We start from the raw sequence: 21,400 nt of genomic DNA, 5'->3' as shown, positions 1-21,400 counted from the left end.
GCGCCGATGGCTCTGACGGGACGCGCCGGGCTGCTCGCCGCGGCCGGGATCGTGGTCGTGCTGCTCGCGCCGCAGCCCGGCGCCGCGCTGGCCGGGGTCTGCCTGCTGCTGGCCGCCGCGATCATCGTGGACCTGGTGTTCGCGGGCGCCGTGCGGCCCCTGCGGTTCCACCGTTCCGGCGACACGCTCGTACGGCTGGGGCAGACGGCCACGGTCGAGCTGGTCGTGGAGAACCCGGGCCGCCGCCGGGTGCGCGGCCGGATCAGGGACGCCTGGCCGCCCTCGGCCGGGGCGGTCCCCCGGGTCGCCGAGCTCGACGTGCCGGGCGGCGAGCGGCGCAGGATCGTGGTCACGCTCAACCCGACCAGGCGCGGGGACCGCTCGTCGGTGGCGGTGACCGTGCGCTCGGTCGGGCCGCTCGGGCTGGCCGCCCGTCAGGGCAGCCACCGTTCGCCCTGGTCGGTACGGGTGCTGCCGCCGTTCCTGTCGCGCAAGCACCTGCCGTCCAGGCTGGCGCGGCTGCGCGAGCTCGACGGCCGGCATCCGGCGCTGGTGCGCGGGCAGGGCACCGAGTTCGACTCGCTGCGCGAGTACGTGGTGGGCGACGACGTGCGGTCGATCGACTGGCGGGCCACGGCGCGCCGCAACGACGTCGTCGTGCGCACCTGGCGGCCGGAGCGCGACCGGCGCGTGCTGATCGTGCTCGACACCGGCCGCACGTCGGCGGGCCGGGTGGGCGACGCGCCGGTGCCGCTGTCCGGGGCCGCCGCGCAGGGGCCGGGGCTGCTGGTGCGTCCCGACCCGCGGCCCGCACCCGGCTGGCCGCGGCTCGACTGGTCGATGGACGCGGCGCTGCTGCTGGCCGCGCTCGCCGCCAGAGCGGGCGACCAGGTCGACTTCCTGGCCTACGACCGGGCGGTGCGCGCGTGGGTGAGCGGCGCGTCCCGTACCGAGCTGCTGTCGTCGCTGGTCAACGTGATGGCGCCGATCGAGGCCGAGCTGGTCGAGGCCGACGGGCAGGGCATGGTGGCCGCCGTCCTGTCCCGGGCCAAGCGGCGCTGCCTGGTCGTGCTGCTCACCGACCTGAACGCGGCGGCGCTCGACGAGGGCCTGATGCCGGTGTTGTCGCAGCTGTCCTCGCGGCACCTGGTGCTGGTCGCGGGCGTGTCCGACCCGCGGGTGGCGGCCATGGCGGCCAGGCGCGGCAGCACCGAGGAGGTCTACGACGCGGCGGCGGCCGAGCAGGCCCAGCTCGCGCGCCGGCGCATCACGGCCCGGCTGCGCCGGCACGGCGTCGAGGTCGTGGACGCGCCGCCCGAGGACATCGCGCCCGCCCTGGCGGACGCCTACCTGGCGCTGAAGGCCGCGGGCCGGCTCTAGACCGAGCGGGCCTTCGGACTGGAGGGCGCTAGGCCGTGGGGGCGACGTCGGGGGCGCGTTCGACGTCGCCCGTCTCGTTCTCGCGCAGGGCCCGGCGGCCGAAGACGATCACGTACGCCAGGAAGGCCGCCTCGGCGAGCACGCCGATGCCCACCCGCACGGCCGTGGGCAGCCCGGACGGCGTCACGAACGCCTCGATCAGGCCCGACACGAACAGCACCACGACCAGCCCGAGCGCGACGCTCATCACCGCCCGGCCCTGCTCGGCCAGCGCCTCCAGCCGCCTGCGCGGCCCCGGGTCGATCACCGTCCAGCCCAGGCGCAGGCCGACGGCCGCGGCCAGGAAGACGCCGGTCAGCTCCAGCAGGCCGTGCGGCGTGATCAGGCCGAAGAAGATGTCCAGCTTGCCCCTGGAGGCCATCAGCCCGGCCGAGACGCCGACGTTCTCGGCGTTGCTGTAGAGGATGAACGGGATGGGGATGCCGAGCAGGATGGCGTAGATGATGACCTGGGCCGACACCCAGGCGTTGTTGACCCACACGTGGCTGGCGAAGGAGGCGGCGGGGTGCTCGGAGTAGTAGTCGGCGAAGTCGTGGTCGACGAGCTGGGCGATCTCGTCCGGCGAGGCGATCGACGCCTGCACGTCGGGGTTGGCGGCCACCCAGGCCCCCAGCACCCACGCGACCGCGATGCTGGCCAGCGCCGCGGCCAGCCACCACCACCGCGCCCGGTAGGCCACCACGGGGAAGGAGACGGTGAAGAAGCGGACCAGCTCCCGCCAGGCGGGCGTGTGCGCGCCGGTCACCGCCGACCGGGCCCTGGCGACCAGCGCCGACAGCCGACCGGCCAGCACCGCGTCGCGGGAGGAGGAGCGCACGATGGACAGGTGGGTGGACACCCGCTGATAGAGGTCGACCAGTTCGTCCACTTCCGCGCCGGTCAGCGAGGAGCGGTTCTTGACCAGGTGGTCGAGCCGGTCCCAGACGGGGCGGTGTGCTGTGACGAACGCATCGATGTCCACCCGACCATTGTGGCCGCTCGATCAGTGCGGCATTGCCGTTAGGCTCCACATATGTCAGAGGTTGTGACCGGGGACGCCGTCGTCGTCGAGGTGCGGGTGGCCCAGATGCCCTCGCGGGCGCTGGCGCTCGTCATCGACATGACGGTGCAGCTCGTCGTGCTGATCGGCGCGTACATGCTGCTGGGCGCGTTCGCGGTCGTCTCGGACGGCGCCATGTTCGGCGCGGCCATGATCGTACTGCTGGTGCTGGTCATGGTCGGCTATCCGGTGCTCTTCGAGACCCTCAGCAGGGGGCGCAGCCTCGGCAAGCTGGCCCTCGGCCTGCGGGTGGTCGCCGACGACGGCAGCCCCGAACGCTTCCGGCAGGCGCTGTTCCGCGGCCTGGCTGGGCTGGTGGAGTTCTGGATGTTCTCCGGCGCGCCCGCGCTGATCTCCTCGCTGGTCTCCCAGCGGGGCAAGCGGCTCGGCGACGTCTTCGCCGGGACCATCGTGATCTCCGACCGGGGGCCGCGCGAGAGCGGGCAGGCCATCCTCATGCCGCCGCCGCTGGCCGCGTGGGCCGCCTCCCTGGAGCTCTCCCAGCTTCCCGAGCAGGTGGCGCAGGCCGCCCGCCAGTACCTGATGCGCTGGCACGACCTCACGCCGCAGGTCCAGCACGACATGGGGGTGCGCATCGCGGCGCAGACCGCGGCCTTCGTGTCGCCGGCCGCGCCCGCGGGGGTGCCGCCGCACGCGTACCTGAGCGCGGTGCTGGCCGAGCGCCGGCGGCGGGAGGAGGCCCGCTTCGCGCGCCAGGCCGCCCTGGCAGCCGGCGCCGCGCCGCGGCCCACGCCGTACGCGCCGTACCCGTCGTACGCCGCGCAGCAGGGGCCGCATGCGCCGCAGGGGCCGTATGCGCCGCAGGGGCCGTACCCGCAGCAGGGGCCGTACCCGCAGCAGGGGCCGTACCCGCAGGCGTATCCGCAGGCGCCGTCTCCGCAGCCGTATCCGCAGGCGCCCCATCCGCAGGGAGCTCCGCAGCGGCCTCAGCCGGGGCCCGCGCCGGGGCCGCCGAAGGCGACTCCGGGCGGGTTCGCGCCGCCGCTGTGAGCCGGCGGCGCGGGACCTTCAGCGGGGTCAGTTGCCGCCGGGGACGCCGCGCCCGTGCTCGGGGTAGGAGCCCTGCGTCTGCGCGTTCAGCAGGCCCATCTTGACGCTGTTGGCCTGGTTCGTCCGCGGGTCGTTGAGCTTGAGCACGTCCAGGCCCAGGTTGAAGTCCGAGCCGTAGATGTAGCCGTTGTAGTAGTACGCCGACCAGAAGCCGCCGTCGAGCGGCGGAGCGGTCTCGTCCGGCCCGCGCTCGAAGTAGGCGATCTCCTGCGGGTGGGCGGAGTCGGTGAAGTCCACCACCGAGATGCCGCCCTGGTACCACGCCTGGACCATGACGTCGCGGCCCTTGACCGGGATCAGCGAGCCGTTGTGCGCGACGCAGTTCTCGGTGTCGGCCTGGTGACGGGCGATCTTGAAGTAGCCCTTGAACACGAGCTGCCCGCCGACGATGTCGTAGTAGGCGTTGGCGCCCTTGTTCGGGCCGATGGCCGCGTTGCAGGTGGCCCGGCTGCCGCCGCCCAGCTCGTCGGTGAAGACGACCTTCGTGCCCTCGTTGTTGAACGTGGCCGAGTGCCAGAACGCGAAGTTCACGTCATCGCGCACCTTCGCGGTGACCTTGGGCTGCTCGGGGTCGGAGATGTCGAGCAGGATGCCCTCGCCCATGCAGGCGCCCGCGGCGATGCCCTTCTCGGGGTAGGCGGTGATGTCGTGGCAGCCGGTGGTGGCCGACTTGCCGTTCGGGTACGGCAGCGGCAGACCGGGGTTGCCGCCGTCGGGGAACAGGTTCGGCGTCGCGACGACGGCCGCGCCGGCCGGATTGTCCAGCGGGACCTTGATGATCGAGATCAGGTCGTGCGGGGGCTTGCAGTCCGGGTAGTTCGCGTTGGGGCCGTAGGAGGAGACGTAGATGTAGACGTTCTTGCCGTCGCGGCCGGGCACCAGCGTGTTGGTGTGCGAGCCGCAGTTCGTCTCGACCGACTTGACGTACTTGGGGTTGGACTTGTCGCTCACGTCGAAGATGCGCATGCCCTCCCACGACTCCTTGACGGAGGCGCTCTGGGAGGTGCTGCTGCACGAGTCGTTGTTACGCGAGGAGTCGACGGACCCGAACAGCAGGTTGCCGTAGACCGACATGTCCATCTGGCCGCCGGGGCACACGACCGAGCTCACCAGCGACGTCTTCTTCGGCTGCTTGATGTCGTAGATCGAGAAGCCGTAGTAGTTGCCGACGAAGGCGTAGTCGCCCTGGAAGGCCATGTCGGTGTGGATGTCGGACAGCGCCTGTGGCTTGGGCACGTTCGTGACGTGCGTGATGTTCGAGCTCATGACGATCTCGCCGGGAGCCGGGATGTCCGCAGCCTGGGCGGGCAGTGTGGCGCCCGTTGCCGCCACGAGGGCGGCGACCAGGATGAGGGCCCTTCGGGGGGTGAACACTCCGTGGTCCTCCTATAAAGGGGGCATAAATCTCCGTCATCGTCGCTCACGCCCCCCGGACCTGGCCAGTGTCCAATGTGTCAAATCTTGTTCCGTTTCAACCTCTTTCGCTTGAGCGATACATGGCCTAGAGTCCGCATTCTCGTCCCGAGCCAGTCAGGAGGCCGAGTGCGCGGCGCGCTCATCGTCATCGCGGGCACGCTGATTGCCCTGTCCGGCTGCTCCTCCGGCGCGTCCTCCGCGCCGCGGGCCGACTCCACCGCGCCGGTGCTCGCCCCCGGCCGTCCGGGCGAGCAGGCCCGCACGCTGGCCCCGGGCGAGGCGGCCACCGCCGTCCCCGGGCCCACGGCCAACGCCGCCGACATCACCTACGTCCAGGACATGATCGTCCATCACCGGCAGGCCCTCGACATGGCGGTCCTGGCTCCCACCAGGGCGGACTCGGTCAAGCTCAAGGGCCTGGCCGACCGGATCAAGACGGCCCAGGGCCCGGAGATCCAGTTCATGACCACCTGGCTCAAGGAGCAGGACCAGAAGGTGCCCGACCACCACGCGGCGCACGGCGACATGCCCGGCATGGCCACGCCCGAGCAGATGGCGGCGCTGAAGGCGGCCACGGGCAAGGACTTCGACCGGCTGTTCCTGGAGCTGATGATCAAACACCATCTGGGCGCCCTCGAGATGTCCGACCGGGTCCTGACCGCGGGCTCGCACATCAAGATCGAGGAGCTGGCCACGGACGTCAGCGTCACCCAGACGGCCGAGATCCGCCGCATGCAGGAGATGCAGGCGGCCCTCTAGCCTCCCAGGAGCTCTGGCCTCGCGGGAGCTCTCGTCTCCTGGGAGCTCTCGTCTCCTGGGAGCTCTCGTCTTCTGGAAGCTCTGGTCTCCTAGGAGCCGACCCGCCAGGAGTGGAGGTAGTCCTCCTGCTCCGGGGTCAGCGTGTCGATGCCGATGCCGGCGGCGGCCAGCTTGAGCTTGGCCACCTCGTGGTCGATCTCCTCCGGCACGTCGTACACGCCGGGCAGCAGGCCCGCCCGCTGCCCCGCCAGCCAGGCCACGGCCAGCGCCTGCGCGGAGAACGACATGTCCATGACGGCCGCCGGATGGCCCTCGGCGGCGGTCAGGTTGACCAGGCGGCCCTCGGCCAGCAGCAGCAGGCGGCTGCCGTCGGGCATGACGTACTCGTCGGTGTTCGGGCGCACCCCCCGGTGCACCTCGCGGGCCATCTCGTCGAGGGCCCGCACGTCGATCTCGACGTCGAAGTGGCCGGCGTTGGCCAGGATCGCGCCGTCCTTCATCACCGACAGGTGCTCGGCTCTGATGACGTCCCGGTTGCCCGTCACGGTGACGAACAGGTCGCCGATCATCGCCGCCTCGGCCATGGGACGCACCTCGTAGCCCTGCAGGGTGGCGTCGAGGGCCTTGACGGCGTCGATCTCGGTGACGACGACCCGGGCGCCGAGCCCCTTGGCCCGTTCGGCCACGCCGCGCCCGCAGAACCCGAACCCGGCCACCACGACCGTACGGCCGGCGAGCATGGTGTTGGTGGCGCGCATGATCCCGTCGAGGGTGGACTGCCCGGTGCCGTACCGGTTGTCGAACATGCGCTTCGTCCGGGTGTCGTTGACGGCCACGACCGGGAAGCGCAGCGCCTGCTCGGCCGCCATCTGCCGCAGCCGGATGATGCCGGTGGTGGTCTCCTCGCACCCTCCGCTCACGCCTTCGAGCAGGTCGGTGCGCTCGGTGTGCAGGATGTTCACCAGGTCGCAGCCGTCGTCGAGCACGAGGTCGGGCCCGAGGTCGAGGGCCTGGTGGATGTGCAGGTAGTAGGTGGCGCGATCGACCCCGGCCCGGGCGTGCACGGCGATCCCGTACGCGCGCAGGGCCTCGGCCACGTCGTCCTGGGTGGACAGCGGGTTGGAGGCGGCCAGCGCGATCTCGGCGCCGCCCGCCTTCAACGCGCCCATGAGCACGGCCGTCTCTGCGGTGACGTGCAGGCAGGCCGCGATCTTGAGCCCGTCGAGCGGGCGTTCGATCGCGAACCGCTCGCCGATGGCGGTCAGCACCGGCATCGAGCGCGCGGCCCAGGAGATCTGCCGCTCGCCGCTTTCCCAGAGATCCATGCCCAGCCCCTCGCGAAAAAGAACGGCTCCGGGAGGGACCCCCTCCCGGAGCCGCCCAGCCGATCAGTAGCGGTAGTGGTCGGACTTGTACGGGCCCTCGACGTGCACGCCGATGTAGGACGCCTGCTCCTTGGTCAGCTCGGTGAGCTTGACGCCGAGCGCGTCGAGGTGGAGGCGGGCGACCTTCTCGTCGAGGTGCTTGGGCAGCGTGTAGACGCCGATCGGGTACTCGGCCGTCTTGGTGAACAGCTCGATCTGCGCGATCACCTGGTTGGTGAAGGAGTTGGACATGACGAAGCTGGGGTGGCCGGTGGCGCAGCCCAGGTTCATCAGGCGGCCCTCGGCCAGCACGATGATGGAGTGGCCGTCGGCGAAGACCCACTCGTCGACCTGCGGCTTGATGGTGATGCGCTCGATGCCGGGCAGCTTGGCCAGGCCGGCCATGTCGATCTCGTTGTCGAAGTGGCCGATGTTGGAGACGATCGCCTGGTGCTTCATCTTCGCCATGTGCTCGGCGGTGATGATGTTGAAGTTGCCGGTGGCGGTGACGAAGATGTCGGCGATGCCGACGACGTCCTCCAGCGTGGTGACCTGGAAGCCGTCCATGGCCGCCTGGAGGGCGCAGATCGGGTCGATCTCGGTGACGATGACCCGGGCGCCCTGGCCGCGCAGCGCGTCGGCACAGCCCTTGCCGACGTCGCCGTAGCCGCAGACCACGGCCACCTTGCCGCCGATGAGCACGTCGGTGGCGCGGTTGAGGCCGTCGATGACGGAGTGGCGGCAGCCGTACTTGTTGTCGAACTTGGACTTGGTGACCGAGTCGTTGACGTTGATCGCCGGGAAGAGGAGCTGGCCGTTCTTGTGCATCTCGTAGAGACGGTGCACGCCGGTGGTGGTCTCCTCGGTCACGCCCTTGATGCTCTCGGCGATGCGCGTCCAGCGCTTGTCCTCGCCGACCGTGCGGGTGAGCAGGTCGATGATGACGTGCCACTCCTCCGGGTCGTCGGCGCCGGCGGGGGGCACGGCCCCGGCCTTCTCGTACTCGGCGCCCTTGTGCACGAGGAGCGTGGCGTCGCCGCCGTCGTCGAGGATCATGTTGGGGGCGTCACCGCCGGGCCAGGTGAGGGCCTGCTCGGTGCACCACCAGTACTCCTCCAGCGTCTCGCCCTTCCAGGCGAACACGGGGACGCCCTTCGGGTCGTCGACGGTGCCCTCGGGGCCGACGACGACCGCGGCGGCGGCGTGGTCCTGGGTGGAGAAGATGTTGCAGCTGACCCAGCGGACCTCGGCGCCGAGCGCGACCAGCGTCTCGATGAGCACGGCCGTCTGGATCGTCATGTGCAGCGAGCCCATGATCTTCGCGCCGCGGAGGGGCTGGGAGGCCGCGTGTTCCTTGCGGATCGCCATGAGGCCGGGCATCTCGTGCTCGGCGAGCCGGATCTCCTTACGGCCGAAGTCGGCAAGTGAAAGGTCGGCGACCTTGAAGTCCATCGGGATTCCCCTCGCGTCACGATTGCTGTCGCCGACGAGTTTAGGCGGCGCTCGGGCGGCCCCGCATCTCCGAGACAGCGAAACTGACGTAAGAATGTAAGGATGCGCATCACGGAAGCAGCCAAGCGGCTCGGCATGTCCCCACGAATGCTCCGATACCGGGAGGCGCTGGGCCTGCTGCCGCCGGTCCGGGAGCGGGGCGCGCACCGCAGGTTCGGGCCCGAGGAGCTGGCCGCCGTGGCGCAGGGGGTGGAGCTGGAGAAACGGTTCGACGTCTCGCCCGCCGAGCTGGCCTTCGCGTTGCGCGTGCTGAGCGAGCCGCAGGTGGCCGCGGCCGTGCGCGACCTGGGCGTGCGCATCGGCCGCATCCAGGTGCCGCGCCGGGCCCTGGACTTCGAGAAGGAGAAGGCCCTGAGGCTCCTACGGCCCCAGGGCTGAGTGCCGGCCGGCCGTGGCGCGTGCCGGTCTCAGGGTTGGGCGTCAGCCGGCCGTCGTGCGCGGCCGGCCTCCGGGACGAGCGTCAGCTCGCCGTCGTGCGCAGCCGGTCGAGGTCGGGCTCCAGGTAGATCACCCGCGCGATCGGCACGGCGTCGCGGATGCGCCGCTCGGCCTCGTCGATGCCGCGGGCCACCTCGCCGGCCGTGTCGTCGTGCTCGACCGCGATCTTGGCGGCCACCAGCAGCTCCTCGGGGCCGAGGTGCAGCGTGCGCATGTGGATGATCCTGGCCACCTCGGGCGCGCCCTCCAGCGCGGCCCGGATCTGCTCCTCGACCTCGGGCGAGGCGCCCTCGCCGAGCAGCAGCGACTTGGTCTCGACGGCCAGCACGACCGCGATGATCGCCAGCAGCACGCCGATCATGAGGGTGCCGATGCCGTCCCAGACGCCGTCGCCGGTGATGACGGCCATCGTCACGCCGAACAGCGCGAAGATCAGGCCGAGCAGCGCGCCCAGGTCCTCCAGCAGGATGACGGGCAGCTCCGGCGACTTCGACCGGCGGATGAAGGCGACCCACGACTGCTTGCCGCGCAGCGGGTTGGACTCCTTGATCGCCGTACGGAAGGAGAAGCCCTCGGCGATGATGGCGAAGATCAGCACCGCGAACGCCCAGATGGGCGACTCGACCTTGGCCGGTTGGGCGATCTTGTGCCAGCCCTCGTAGAGGGAGAAGACCGCGCCGATCGTGAACAGCACCACGGCGACCACGAACGCGTAGAAGTACCGCTCGCGCCCGTAGCCGAAGGGGTGGGTCTTGTCGCTGGCCCGCTGGGCCCGTTTCCCGCCGATCAGCAGCAGGAGCTGGTTGCCCGAGTCGGCGACCGAGTGGATGCCCTCGGCCAGCATCGAGGACGACCCGGTGAAGAACGCCGCCACGAACTTCGACACCGCGATCGCCAGGTTGGCGCTCAGCGCCGCAATGATTGCCTTCGTGCCACCACTCGCGCTCACCGGACGTCTCCGCTCATAAAGATCACCTAAATAAGACCTGACATGGGATCCTATTGCGAAATCCTGGCCCGAAGCTCAGTGATCGTGGCCACAGGCGTCGGATCGACGGCGTAACCGAGGGCCAGGTAGGTGGCGGCGTAGTCGGCCAGGCCCACGAGCGTGGCCAGCCGTTCGAGCGGATGCACGCCCTCCGCGGTCAGCTCGCTGACCGGCACGTCACGGTCGTGGGCGAGCCGCAGCGACACCTCGCGCTGCCGCGTGACCTGCGGATGTTCCTCGACGTCGCGCAGCATGACGAGCCTGAGCGTCGGCCCGGCCTCGTCGGCGAAGATGTCCCGCTCGGCCAGCGGCCCCTCCAGGGCCGCCACCTGGTTGTGGGCCGCCTCGGGCAGCTGGCCGAAGACCGCGGGGTACTTGCCCGTCTCGTTGAGCTGGCAGGCCAGCCGGTAGGCCGCCGCGCAGGCCACCGGCGAGGAACCCCAGATCATCGGGATGCTCTCGGCCAGGTCCATGGCGAGGGACTTGCCCGGATTGACGAAGGACTCGCTGGAGGGACGGCAGCGGTTGGCGATGTCCTCCAGGATCGCGGCCACCCGCTCGAACACCTCGGGCTCGGCCGTGACCAGCCCGAGCGCGGACGCGGCCACGACCACCGGGACCGTCAGCAGCCACAGCCCGGACCTCGGCTGCCCCTCGACCCGCACCGGGACGTGGATCGCCGACGCCTGCACGGCCACGGCCTCCAGCGGCGAGCCCGGCGGGCACACGGCCAGCAGCCCGCAGCCCCGCCGGACGGCCTGGACGGCGACGGAGACCGTCTCGTCGTCGTCGCCGGTGGCGGAGACGGCGAAGACCAGGTCGGTCGCGCCGACCCAGCCCGGCAGCTGGTAGGACCGCAACGTCACGATCGGCACCGGCACGCCGTTGCCGCACACCGCCGCGAGGATGTCTCCGGTCAGGCCCGCCGTGCCCATGCCCGCGACCACGACGGCCCGCGGGCGGCCCTGGGCGGACAGCCGGTCGACGCCGGCCTCGACCGCGGCACGGTGACCCGTGCGCACCTGGGCGGCCGAGGCCGCGACCGCGAGCAGCATGCCGCCCGGATCGGCCGCGGAGAGGTGTTGCTGGTCATCGAGCCGCCCGGGCTCCCAGGTCACGGCTTCCTTGCCTCATCGACCAGCAGGACGGGGATGTCGTCGCGCACGGGGTAGATCAGACCGCAGTCCGTGCAGACCAGTTCCTCGGTCTCGGCCTCGGCGCGCAGGGGCGCCTTGCAGGCCGGGCAGGCCAGGATCTCCAGCAGCCAGTCGTCGATCTTCACAGTGACACCCTTCCCACGATGGCGAGGACCTCGTCCTTGATCGCCTTCATCTTGCTCTCGTCGGCCGCCTCGGCGTTCAGCCTGAGGAGCGGCTCGGTGTTGGACGCGCGCAGGTTGAACCACCAGTCGGGGCCGGTGATCGTCAGGCCGTCGAGCTCGTCGACCTCGCCGCGGCCCGCGAAGGCCGCGCGGACGAGCGCCAGCGCCGCACCCTGGTCGGCGACCGCGCTGTTGAGCTCGCCGGAGGCGTGGTAGCGCGAGTAGGCCGCCACCACCTGGGACAACGGGCGCTCCTGCTCGCCGAGCGCGGCCAGCACGTGCATCGCGGCGAGCAGGCCCGAGTCGGCGAACCAGAAGTCGCGGAAGTAGTAGTGGGCGGAGTGCTCGCCGCCGAAGATCGCGCCGGTGCGGGCCATCTCCGCCTTGATGAAGGAGTGGCCGACGCGGGTGCGCACGGGCGTGCCGCCGTGCTCGCGGACGATCTCCGGCACGCCGAGCGAGGTGATCACGTTGTGGATGATCGTGCCGCCGGGGTCCTTGGCCAGCTCGCGGGTGGCGACCAGGGCGGTGACGGCCGACGGCGAGACGGACGCGCCGCGCTCGTCGACCACCCAGCAACGGTCGGCGTCGCCGTCGAAGGCGAGGCCCAGGTCGGCGCCGCTCTCGACGACGGCCCGCTGCACGTCGAGGAGGTTCTGCGGCTCCAGCGGGTTGGCCTCGTGGTTGGGGAAGCTGCCGTCGAGCTCGAAGTAGAGCGGGACCAGCTCCAGCGGCAGGCCCTCGAACACGGCCGGGACGGTGTGGCCGGCCATGCCGTTGCCGGCGTCGGCGACGACCTTGAGCGGCCGGATCGCCGACAGGTCGACCAGCGAGCGCAGGTGGGCGGCGTAGCCGGACAGCAGGTCCTTCTCGATCAGCGACCCGGTGGGGGTGGCGGGGGCGCCCAGCAGCTCGGCCGCGCGGTCGCGGATCTCGGTCAGGCCGGTCTCGCCGCCGATCGGCACCGCGCCGGCGCGGCACATCTTCATGCCGTTGTAGCGGGCCGGGTTGTGGCTGGCGGTGAACATCACGCCGGGCAGGCCCAGGCTGCCGCTGGCGTAGTAGAGCAGGTCGGTGGAGCCGAGCCCGGCGAACACGACGTCGGCGCCGCGCGAGCGGGCGCCCCTGACGAACGCCTCGGCCAGCGGCACGGAGGACTCTCGCATGTCATGGGCGACCACGACGGACGCGGCTCCGGTCACCTCGACGAACGCCGCACCCACGGCCTCGGCGATCGGCTCGTCGAGCTCGTCGGGAACCACCCCGCGAACGTCGTACGCTTTGAAGATCTTGGCGAGGTCGCCCACTCTCCAGCTCCGCCCCTAGGTCGTTTGTCGTGTGAAACGAGCCTACCGGTCGCGGTGCTGCTGGGCCGACCGGAGAACGCGCAGGTGGCCCCTGCGCCCGACCTCGACCCCTTGGCCAACCGGCTCGCCGCTGCCGGACGGAGTGGGCCTGGCGGCTTCCCTGACCGCGTTGGCCAGCGCCTCCAGGTCGTCTGAGCTGGGGGAGTTGCCGTCGGTGGGGAGCCGGACGACCTCCCAGCCGCGGGGAGCGGTCAGCCGCTCGGCGTGTTCGGCGCACAGGTCGTAACAGTGTGGCTCGGCGTACGTCGCCAGAGGGCCGAGAACTGCGGTCGAGTCGGCGTATACGTACGTGAGCGTGAAGACGGCAGGCTGGCTGCAAGCGGTGCGGGAACAGCGGCGGACGGGGCTCACGGAGGGACCGTATCTGGTAAGAGTGCGAGGCGCCACTATCTGAGCGCTCTTAACGAGCGTGTCGCCACAATTCGGACACCTGTCGCAGGCTTTCCACCCACATGCGCCGATGCGCGCGCCTGAGGGACAACCTTGCCCCCTCGCCGCTGACGCCACACCGGTCGCGCCGTACTTTCCGGATTCCTTGATCGGCGACCGGGGCCGGTGACCAGCCGGAACGGACAGCCGGGCGCGGGTGCGTCCGCCGGAACCGCGACGGCGGCGACGCGGGCGGGGGTTCCGGGGGTTCGCGGGCGGGTGCCCTTACACTTGGTCGGTGACTCCAAAGCGCGGTCCCAGACGGCGCGATCGCCACGGTCGTGGCCTGCGCGGCCCCCTCGCCCCCTCCCACGTCCCCATGGCCCGTTCCCGCAGCGAGCGCTTCGACGACCTCGTCCTCGACGCCGTCGACCGGCTGCGGCCGCGGTGGGACAAACAGCTGTCCGCCGTGGAGTTCGCGGTCGAGGAGGTGCCGCCGCTCAACGAGCTGGGCGACGGCCCGAGCATGGGCACCGAGCCGATCCCGTTCGGCCGGGCCGACGCGGCCAGCGGCCAGTCACCTGCCGCGGTGGTGATCTACCGCCGCCCGCTGGAGGCGCGCGCCCGCGACCGCGACACCCTGGGCGCGATGGTGCACGACACGGTGGTCGAGCAGGTCGCCACGCTGCTCGGCCTCGCCCCCGAGACCGTCGACCCGGGCTACGACGACCGCCGCTGACCCGGACCACGACGACCCGCGCTCAGCCGGGCAGCACCACGCGGGCGCTGTCGGTCAGCGCGGGCAGCACGGTCCACACGCGCGCGGGCGCGAGCGGCTGGGCGGTGACGAGCAGGCCGTCCCTCTCCCGCTCCTCGATGACCCGGCCGCCGTAGACCTGGCCCGACACGGGCGTGACGACCACGGCGAACTCGCCCTTGCCGCGCAGCCGCACCTCCCTGGTCCGCCCGGCGGGCACCGCCACCTCGTACGGCCTGCCCGCCGCGCCCTTCGCCGGCACCTCCTGCACCCTGACCTCGCCCGGCCCGTCCGGCGCGGTGAACAGCAGCCGCGTGCCCGGACCGTTGCCCGCGACCGCGCTGCCCAGGTCGAGCGGGGGCGTGCCCGCGGTGAACGCCACGTCCAGGCGCTGCCCGGTGCCGGTGGCGACCAGCCCGGCCACGATCGGCGCGGGCGCGGTGAGCACGAGCGCGGCCGGCTCGCCGCCGATCCCGGTGGTCACGTCCAGCGCGACCACGCTGCCCGCGGGCACGTCGACGCTCTCGCGGCCTCTCATCGCGTACGCGGCGTCCTCGCTGACCGCCTTGACCTGCACGGACACGTCGTTCTCGCCGGGGGCGGCGATCAGCAGCTCGCGCCGCCCGCCGCCGCCGGGGATGCCGGGCACCACCACGCGGGTGGCCGGGGGCGCGGCGAGCGGCAGCCAGTCCACGCCGCCGCCCCGCATCGACGCCCTGGCCGCGACCGCGAGCCGGCCGAAGACGGTGGTCACGGCGACGGCCATGACGTCGGCCGAGGGTGCCAGCGTCCGGAGGTCGATCTCCCTGTGCTCGCCGGGCGCGATCTCCAGGCCGCGGCCCGCGTCGCCGGAGATCAGGCCCTCGGCAGCGTACACCTCGACGTCGGCCTGGGCCGGGGCCTTGTCGGCGTTGGTGAGGTGCAGGATCACGCCGGCCGCCGCGGGGCCGGGGCCGACCAGCCAGGCCGACTGCGCCGGCTCGGTGCAGCGCACCCCGGACAGCCCGCGGGCCGCGCCCGAGGTCACCCGGGTGGTGTATCCGGCTTCGAGCGCTCCCGGGCCGTTCGTCACGTACGGCTCGGCGTTCTTCATGACCTCGTGGGACAGGTGTTCGGGCAGGTAGACGTTCATCCGCGCGCCCTTGGCGCCGGGGCAGACGGCGGTCACCGACTCGACGGCGACCTTCCGCGGCCCCTCGGCCCCGGGCGGGACGGGGGCCGGGCGGGTGACCAGCGCGACGCCGTACAGGGCGGACAGGGCCACCACGACCAGCACCAGCAGGCCGAACCTGTTCTCCACGAACGCCTTCATCGCGCCCCCGCCGGCACGGGGACGGCCGCCTCGACGCCCTCGACCGCGCCGCTCCCCCGGCGTCCCGGCATGGCCAGGACCAGCACGATCAGGGCCAGGACGCCCTGGGTCCACAACCAGGGCGTGTGCACGACGTCCCCCGGCTGGGCGGGCACCCGGGTGAACGGCTCGGTCAGCCGCCACAGGCCGCCCGCCTCCGACAGGCTCATGCGTTCCAGCGACGGCTGCGAGTCCAGCGACCTGGCGAGCGGCGGCGGCACCGGCGCGGCCACGGCCAGCATGGCGATCCCGTGCTGGGCCAGCGTCGCGGCGTCGGTTCCGCCACGCCCGCCGACCAGGCCGCGCGCCGCGTCCGCCACCTTCGACCGTCCCTCGGAGGCGACCGGCAGCTCGGCCTCGCCGATCAACGGGGTACGGCCGTGCAGCACGGTGAAGGCGTCCCCCTTGACGACCAGCGTGCGCTCGCCGTGCCGGGTGCTCCACGCGGCCAGCGCGGGCAGCACGTCGGGCGCGTGGCCGGTCAGCGGGCCGCGCACCCCGTACGCCACCCAGTGACCCGCGGCCAGGATCGGCGTGCTCACGGCCGCGGCCACCAGCAGGGACGCGCCGATCCTGGGCAGCCCGCCGCCGGCCCGCAGTTCGGCCAGCCGGTGCGCGGTCAGGCCGACGAGCACCAGCAGCCCGGTCCCCGCGAACGCCAGCGGCACGCCGGGCCAGGCCCGTGCCCCCTCGACGCTGATCCGGCTGACCAGGACGGCCGCCAGCACGCCGTACAACGTGACGCCCCAGCCGATCGCGACGATCAGCCGCTGGCGGCGCATGAGCAGCGCGGCCAGCGCGGTCACCACCAGCCCGGCCGTCACCCAGAACGGCGGCAGCCCCGGCCCTCCCGGGCTGAGCGCGAGCAGCGACTCCGGCGCGAGCCCCGCCGCCACCAGGGCGGGATCGTGCAGGCCCGCCTCCAGGAGGATCCGGCCCGGGTCCGCGACCAGCCCGGCCAGCCACGGCAGCAGCAGCGCGACGGGCACCGCTAGCGCGATCACCATGGAGGTCGCCACGCCGCGCCGCACCCCGCCGTACGCGACGGCGGCCAGCACGCCGAGCACCGCGAAGAGCGGGTACACCAGCGGGACGAACGCCGTCCCCACGGTCAGCAGCAGTCCGAGCGCCCAGGCCGCGCGCCGCGCGCGACGCCGTTCCCCGGACAGCAGCGTGGCGCCGAGCGCGGCGTACACCGGGACCAGCACGAACACCACCGCCGTGCCGAGCCGTCCGGACGCGATCGCGCCGGTCGCGACGGGCAGCAGCGCGTACGTGCCCGCCGCCCAGGCCCGCGCGGGCACCGCCGGGATGACGTGCCGGGTCGCCAGGTACGCCGACGCCCCCGCCAGCGGCACCGAGCCGAGCAGCAGCACGGACACCGCGAGCCAGGTCTTGCCGAGCGCGAGCGTCGAGGCCAGCGCCAGCAGCGCCACGTACGGCGGCGCCCAGTCGGTGGAGCCGAGCCCGATGTCGTGGAAGCCCTCGGTGTAGAACCGCCACAGATCCCCCGCGCCGCCCGTGACCGGGACCAGCGCGCCGCCGCCCAGCCGGTCGCCGCCGAGCAGCGACCGTTCGGCGGCCAGCGAGACCACGGCCAGGACGATCATGAGGACGACGCCGGGCCGCCTGAGGAAGCCCTTGACCGCGCCGATGTCGGCGGGCGCGCTGTCCTCCTCGTCCTCGGGGGTGGAGTGGTGGTGGCGGCCGGCGGAGTCGACGGGGCCCGCGCCGGCGAGAAAGCTCTGCACCATGTCGGTCAGCCGCCGGTAGGCCGCCCCCGGCGGCGTCAGCAACCGCTTTATACGAGTGAATCCCTTTTTACGGCCCTCGCTGCGGGCCTTGCGCGCCTTCAGCAGCCGGACCGGGTGCGCCAGGATCGACCCCAGCGCCGCCATCTCGTCCAGCGCGTTCGCCGGCTGCTTGCCCACCAGGAACAGCAGCGTGCGCAGGGCCGACCCGGCCAGGTTCCGCAGCAGCGCCCACACCATCACGCGGAACGGCAGGTTCGCCATGACGACGAACATCGCGTTGCGACGGTCGAGCCGGCGCGGATGGTCGCCGCTGACCGTGATCCGCCGCCGCCTGCGAGCCGCCGCCTCGCCGTGCCAGGCCACCGCCGAGGCGACGGCCAGCACCCGATGGCCGGCGTTGCGCACCCGCCAGCACAGGTCGAGGTCGTCGCGGAAGAGCGGGAACAGCGGGTCGAGGCCGCCGAGCCGCTCCCAGACGTCGCGGCGGACCAGCATGCCCGCCGTGGAGACCGAGAGCACCTCCCGGGTGCCGTCGTGCTGACCCTGGTCGAACTCGCGCGGCTCAAGCCCGGTGTCCCTGCGCCCGGTGAGGCCGACGGTCACACCCAGTTCGAGCAGGCGCCTTCGGTCGAGCCAGTCGCGCAGCTTCGGGCCGAGCACCGCCGCCTTGGGATCGTGCTCGGCCGCCATGAGCAGGGCCTCAAGCGCCCGCCGGTCGGGGGCGCAGTCGTCGTGCAGCAGCCAGAGCCACTCGTCCTGGCCGCACGGCGGCAACCGGTCCAGCACCTCCGCCACCGCATCGCCGAACGAGGCCGAGCGCGGCAGCGTGAGCACGTTGGACGCGCCGAGCGCCCGTACGAGCAGGTCGGCCGAGCCGTCCCTGCTGCCGTTGTCGACCCCGGCGACGCGCTCCGGCCTGCGGCTCTGACCGGCCAGCGCGCGCAGGGTGTCCCCCAGCCAGCGGCCGCCGTCATGGGCGACGACGATCGCGGTGACGAGGGGGCGTGACATGGGCGGGCGACTCCAGCGTTGATCAGGCGCGCCCACCCTACAGCTGACATCACACGCGAAAAAGGGCCACGCGGGCTACCGCGTGACCCTTTCGCTCATATCCCCTAAACGGCCTGGCGCTTGATCCGTCTGCGCTCCCGCTCCGACAACCCACCCCAGATGCCGAAGCGCTCATCGTGTTCGAGCGCGTACTCCAAGCACTCGGCACGGACCTCGCACGATCGACAAACCTTCTTGGCTTCTCGGGTGGAGCCGCCTTTTTCCGGGAAGAACGCCTCCGGATCGGTCTGCGCGCACAACGCGCGCTCCTGCCATCCGAGTTCTTCAGCGTCAAGCTGATCCTGTGCGATGACCGGATCGGTCACTGCACACCTCCCTGCCGCCCGCCCGCAATGGAGCCCCCCATGGACGCCTTCCTCCTACCCACCCACGGGAAGGCGTAACAACATGGTTGTAATTACACGCGCGTGCCGTACGTGACGTCAAGCGGCATGACGGTATCCGGGGAAAGACCGACTCTCGCCCCGGTGTGCTCGGCATGTGGTGTTCGCACCAGGCCGACTCCCCCTGCACAGCAAGGCTTCGACCCGGTTCGTTCAACGCTGTCAGCGGTCGGAACCGTACCAGGGCGGGGTAGACGCCCGCCCTTTGGGCCACCTTCTCTCTAGCCGTCGTTTGCCGGTCCGTTACCTGCGTGGCTCGTTGGGCGTGTATATGGCCGTTGGGTCGATTGGGTCGTCACCCGGGCGGTTCTGGGCGCCGAGGGCGTCCCCGAGCTGCGAGGGGTCGAGCCGCATCGTCGACTCGCCCTGCGCCTCGCTCCAGCCGGCCGGGGCCTGGTGGGTGGGGCGGTAGGTCTGGGGCTGCTCGTACTGGCCCTGCTGGGGTTCGTACGCGTTCTGCTGCTGCTGGTAGGGCTGCGCCTGCTGCGGGTGGCCGAACGGGTCGTCGTACGGCCTGGCCGGCTGGCCGGCGTAGTCCGGCACCCGCAGGTCGGGCTGGGTGCCGGAGGCGGCCGTCGAGCTCTGGTAGGTCTCGGCCTGCTGGTAGGCGTCCAGGAGCTGCTGGGAGCGCGGGTCCACGGGCGGGTCCGGCTCCTGGAAGGCGGGGGTGGCGTACTCGTGACCGGAGTAGCCGGTGAACGGCTGGCCGCCCTGCTGGTCGAAGGCGCTCTGCCGGTCCTGGTACGGCTGCTGCGCCTCCGCCTGCGGGTACGGGACGCTCGGGCTGGTCTCGCCGCTCGGGTACGCCTGGTCGGCGAAGGCGTTCGGGGAGCTGTTGCTCGGGGCGTACGGGTTCTCGGGGGTGGGGTAGCCGGACTGGCCGTACGCGCTGGGCTGGCTGTCGGCCGGGACGTACGGCGCGGGGGTGTACTCGCCGGCCGGCGGCTGGTAACCGGAGTCGGGGAGCGTCTCGGACGGGGTGTAGGCGGGCGGGGCGTACCCCTGGTCCTGGCCGAAGCCCTGCGGCTGCGCGAACGGCTGACCGGCCGGTCCCTGCGGGTGGCCGAAGGGCTGGTCGGCGGCCGGGCCCGGAAGCGCGGCCCTGGCCGGCTGGTAGGGCTGCTGCTGCTGGTACGGCTCGGACTGCTGGCCGTGAGAGGGCTGGCCGAACGGGCTCTGCTCGGGCTGCTGACCGTGCGAAGACTGACCGAAGGGCGCCTGGTCAGGCTGGCCGTGCGAGGACTGCCCGAAGGGAGCTTGGTCGGGCTGCTGGCCGAAGGGTGACTGGTCGGGTTGCTGGCCCTGGGCGGGCTGGCCGAACGGGGGCTGTTCGGGCTGGCCGTAGGCGGGCTGCTGGCCGTGGCCCTGGACCTGACCCTGGACTTGGCCGTAGGCGGGCTGGGCGTCGGGGGTTTGGGGGGCGTAGGGGGACTGCGCCTCGGCCGCGTGCGGGACGGGGGTCTCCTGCTGGTGGCCGAAGCCGGGGGCGTCGGACTGGCCGAAGCCGGGCGCGGAGGGCGCGGGCTGGCCGTAACCGGCGGGGTCGGGCTGGCCGAAGGCGGGGGCGGGCTGGCCGTAGCCGGGGGTGGACGGCTCGGGCTGGCCGTAACCGCCGGCGGAGGGGTCGGGGTGGCCGCCGTAGCTCGGGGGCTGCTGGCCGTAGCCGGGCTGCGCCCCGGGGTTCGGCGCCTGTCCGCCGCCGTAACCCGGCTGCTGCCCGAAGGCGGCCTGCTGGTCCTGCTGGGCATAACCAGCCTGCGGGTCCTGCTGCCCGAATGAGGCCTGGGAGTCCTGCTGGCCGTACTGAGCCTGCGGGTCCTGCTGGCCGTACGGAGCCTGCGGGTCCTGCTGGCCGTACGGAGCTTGCTGGTCCTGCTGGCCGAAGGTGACGGTGGCGTGCTGGCCGGACGGGGGCTGGGCGGCGTACGCGGCGGAGGCGGGCTGGGGCTCGTAGCCGGAGGACGGAGGCTGGGGCGCGTAACCCGGGGACTGCTGGCCCGACGGGGGCTGGGGCGCGTAGCCCGGGGACTGCTGGCCGGACGGCGGCTGCGGCGTGTAGCCCGAGCCTGCGGGGACCTGGCCCGAGGGCGGCTGCGGGGCGTAGCCGGAGGAGGCGGGCCGGCTGTCGGGAGCCGGGGGCTGGGCGTCCTGGCCCGGGGGGAGCTCGGCGAGCGCGGACTGCTGGCCGTAGGGGGTCGGCGCGGCGTGCGGCTGCGCGTACGCGGCCTGCGGCGTGGGGTCGGGCCGGCCCTGGGAGGGCTGGTCGGACTGGCCGTAGGCGGGCTGGTCCGGCTGGCCGTAGGCGGGCTGGTCCGGCTGGCCGAACTGCTGGGGGCGGCCGTACTGGGGCTGGTCCTGCTGGCCGAACTGCTGGGGCTGGCCGTAGTGGGTGGTCGGGCGGCCGTACCCGTCGAGGGTGGGGATGGGGGCGCGGCCGGGCATGACCTCGGGGAGCAGGTAGACCAGCCCGACGGCGGTCAGCGCGAGCAGGGGCACACCCGTGAGCACGTACTCCACCACGCCGCGGAAGCCGCCACCGGCGAACAGCCCCACGATCAGCGCCAGCGCGCCGAACACGGCGGCGAGCACCAGGCCGGCGGCCGAGCCGTAGGCGATGAGCCGGGCCTTGGACGAGCGCTCGCCCGTCCTGGTGACGAGCAGCACGGCGCCCACGAGCAGCGCGGTCACGACCGGGCTGGTCAGGCCCGTCAGGTTCGCGGCGGCACGGGTGGCGAACCCGCCGCCGAGCGGGCTGCCCGAGCCGATCAGGATGTGGCCGATCGTCAGGACGACGTCCACGAGCCCGGTGACGAGCATGATCCAGGCGGCCGGCTCCCGTAGTCGGGCGGCATTGAGTTTGCTCATGAGTAACCCCCATCGGACCCTTTGGCCCGAAGGGAGTTTGCCACATTGCCGACTTTCGCGGCGGGTGTCCCAAGAACCTCTTCCATCCCATTTACCCCTATACCTGGAACTTCGTTGCTCCGAAGTGGGACAGAA

General features: G+C 72.4%; 18 protein-coding genes. 5 read left to right on the top strand and 13 right to left on the bottom strand.

Annotated features, from left to right (window positions below):
- Window positions 1-6: 6 nt before the first annotated feature.
- Window positions 7-1,380, top strand: coding sequence for a DUF58 domain-containing protein (locus AB0J71_RS09460; RefSeq protein ID WP_352330658.1), 1,374 nt, complete (start codon window positions 7-9; stop codon window positions 1,378-1,380).
- A 28-nt stretch (window positions 1,381-1,408) separates the two neighbouring features.
- Here AB0J71_RS09460 and AB0J71_RS09455 read toward each other — a convergent pair whose 3' ends face one another.
- Window positions 1,409-2,401 carry a stage II sporulation protein M gene (locus tag AB0J71_RS09455; RefSeq protein ID WP_352330660.1) on the bottom strand — a complete coding sequence of 331 codons (993 nt, stop codon included), beginning with the start codon at window positions 2,399-2,401 and terminating at the stop codon, window positions 1,409-1,411.
- Between the two features lie 51 nt (window positions 2,402-2,452).
- On the opposite strand from AB0J71_RS09455, the gene AB0J71_RS09450 reads away from it, so the two are divergent.
- Window positions 2,453-3,490, top strand: coding sequence for an RDD family protein (locus tag AB0J71_RS09450; RefSeq protein WP_364413560.1), 1,038 nt, complete (start codon window positions 2,453-2,455; stop codon window positions 3,488-3,490).
- A 27-nt stretch (window positions 3,491-3,517) separates the two neighbouring features.
- On the opposite strand, the gene AB0J71_RS09445 is transcribed toward AB0J71_RS09450, so the two are convergent.
- On the bottom strand, window positions 3,518-4,924 hold the full coding sequence (locus AB0J71_RS09445) for a hypothetical protein (RefSeq protein WP_364413558.1): 1,407 nt from the start codon (window positions 4,922-4,924) through the stop codon (window positions 3,518-3,520).
- A gap of 168 nt (window positions 4,925-5,092) precedes the next feature.
- Between AB0J71_RS09445 and AB0J71_RS09440 the strand changes: the two genes are divergently transcribed.
- Window positions 5,093-5,725 (top strand): DUF305 domain-containing protein, encoded by a 633-nt coding sequence (locus AB0J71_RS09440; RefSeq protein WP_352330631.1) that lies wholly within the window; start codon window positions 5,093-5,095, stop codon window positions 5,723-5,725.
- 89 nt (window positions 5,726-5,814) lie between these two features.
- Here AB0J71_RS09440 and AB0J71_RS09435 read toward each other — a convergent pair whose 3' ends face one another.
- Window positions 5,815-7,050 carry an adenosylhomocysteinase gene (locus tag AB0J71_RS09435; RefSeq protein ID WP_352330630.1) on the bottom strand — a complete coding sequence of 412 codons (1,236 nt, stop codon included), beginning with the start codon at window positions 7,048-7,050 and terminating at the stop codon, window positions 5,815-5,817.
- A 63-nt stretch (window positions 7,051-7,113) separates the two neighbouring features.
- Window positions 7,114-8,541: an adenosylhomocysteinase gene (gene ahcY, locus AB0J71_RS09430; RefSeq protein WP_364413556.1), complete on the bottom strand. Its 1,428-nt coding sequence runs from the start codon at window positions 8,539-8,541 to the stop codon at window positions 7,114-7,116.
- Window positions 8,542-8,643: 102 nt separating this feature from the next.
- Between ahcY and AB0J71_RS09425 the strand changes: the two genes are divergently transcribed.
- Window positions 8,644-8,979, top strand: coding sequence for a MerR family DNA-binding transcriptional regulator (locus tag AB0J71_RS09425; RefSeq protein ID WP_352323391.1), 336 nt, complete (start codon window positions 8,644-8,646; stop codon window positions 8,977-8,979).
- Between the two features lie 82 nt (window positions 8,980-9,061).
- Here AB0J71_RS09425 and AB0J71_RS09420 read toward each other — a convergent pair whose 3' ends face one another.
- Genes AB0J71_RS09420 through AB0J71_RS09400 form a run of 5 tightly spaced genes read right to left on the bottom strand, consistent with a single transcriptional unit; the run spans window position 9,062 to window position 13,066 of the window.
- On the bottom strand, window positions 9,062-9,988 hold the full coding sequence (locus tag AB0J71_RS09420; protein ID WP_352323390.1) for a cation diffusion facilitator family transporter: 927 nt from the start codon (window positions 9,986-9,988) through the stop codon (window positions 9,062-9,064).
- A 50-nt stretch (window positions 9,989-10,038) separates the two neighbouring features.
- Complete coding sequence (locus tag AB0J71_RS09415; RefSeq protein WP_352323389.1) at window positions 10,039-11,145, bottom strand: SIS domain-containing protein; 1,107 nt, start codon at window positions 11,143-11,145, stop codon at window positions 10,039-10,041.
- Entirely contained in the window at window positions 11,142-11,309 is a 168-nt protein-coding gene (locus tag AB0J71_RS09410) for a Trm112 family protein (RefSeq protein WP_352323388.1), read from the bottom strand. Before AB0J71_RS09410 ends, AB0J71_RS09415 begins: the two co-directional genes overlap by 4 nt.
- Window positions 11,306-12,655, bottom strand: a complete 1,350-nt coding sequence (locus AB0J71_RS09405; RefSeq protein WP_352323387.1) for a phosphomannomutase/phosphoglucomutase — start codon at window positions 12,653-12,655, stop codon at window positions 11,306-11,308. The genes AB0J71_RS09410 and AB0J71_RS09405 overlap by 4 nt, the downstream gene beginning before the upstream one ends.
- Window positions 12,656-12,697: 42 nt before the next feature.
- Window positions 12,698-13,066, bottom strand: a complete 369-nt coding sequence (locus AB0J71_RS09400) for a DUF3499 domain-containing protein (RefSeq protein ID WP_352323386.1) — start codon at window positions 13,064-13,066, stop codon at window positions 12,698-12,700.
- 397 nt (window positions 13,067-13,463) lie between these two features.
- On the opposite strand from AB0J71_RS09400, the gene AB0J71_RS09395 reads away from it, so the two are divergent.
- A complete protein-coding gene (locus AB0J71_RS09395) occupies window positions 13,464-13,823 on the top strand; it encodes a metallopeptidase family protein (protein ID WP_221762053.1) in 360 nt (119 codons plus the stop codon).
- 22 nt (window positions 13,824-13,845) lie between these two features.
- On the opposite strand, the gene AB0J71_RS09390 is transcribed toward AB0J71_RS09395, so the two are convergent.
- The 4 genes from AB0J71_RS09390 to AB0J71_RS09375 all read right to left on the bottom strand — a co-directional run bounded on the left by AB0J71_RS09390 (window position 13,846) and on the right by AB0J71_RS09375 (window position 21,265).
- Window positions 13,846-15,153: a DUF5719 family protein gene (locus tag AB0J71_RS09390; RefSeq protein ID WP_364413554.1), complete on the bottom strand. Its 1,308-nt coding sequence runs from the start codon at window positions 15,151-15,153 to the stop codon at window positions 13,846-13,848.
- Window positions 15,150-17,957, bottom strand: coding sequence for a glycosyltransferase family 2 protein (locus AB0J71_RS09385; RefSeq protein WP_364413552.1), 2,808 nt, complete (start codon window positions 17,955-17,957; stop codon window positions 15,150-15,152). The genes AB0J71_RS09390 and AB0J71_RS09385 overlap by 4 nt, the downstream gene beginning before the upstream one ends.
- A 104-nt stretch (window positions 17,958-18,061) precedes the next feature.
- Entirely contained in the window at window positions 18,062-18,322 is a 261-nt protein-coding gene (locus tag AB0J71_RS09380) for a WhiB family transcriptional regulator (RefSeq protein ID WP_020546325.1), read from the bottom strand.
- 321 nt (window positions 18,323-18,643) lie between these two features.
- Complete coding sequence (locus tag AB0J71_RS09375) at window positions 18,644-21,265, bottom strand: hypothetical protein (protein ID WP_364413550.1); 2,622 nt, start codon at window positions 21,263-21,265, stop codon at window positions 18,644-18,646.
- Window positions 21,266-21,400 lie beyond the last annotated feature (135 nt).

Origin of the sequence: Nonomuraea sp. NPDC049637 (assembly GCF_040675235.1) — a bacterium.
Lineage (GTDB): Bacteria > Actinomycetota > Actinomycetes > Streptosporangiales > Streptosporangiaceae > Nonomuraea.
This window is presented reverse-complemented; position numbering and strand designations above follow the sequence as displayed.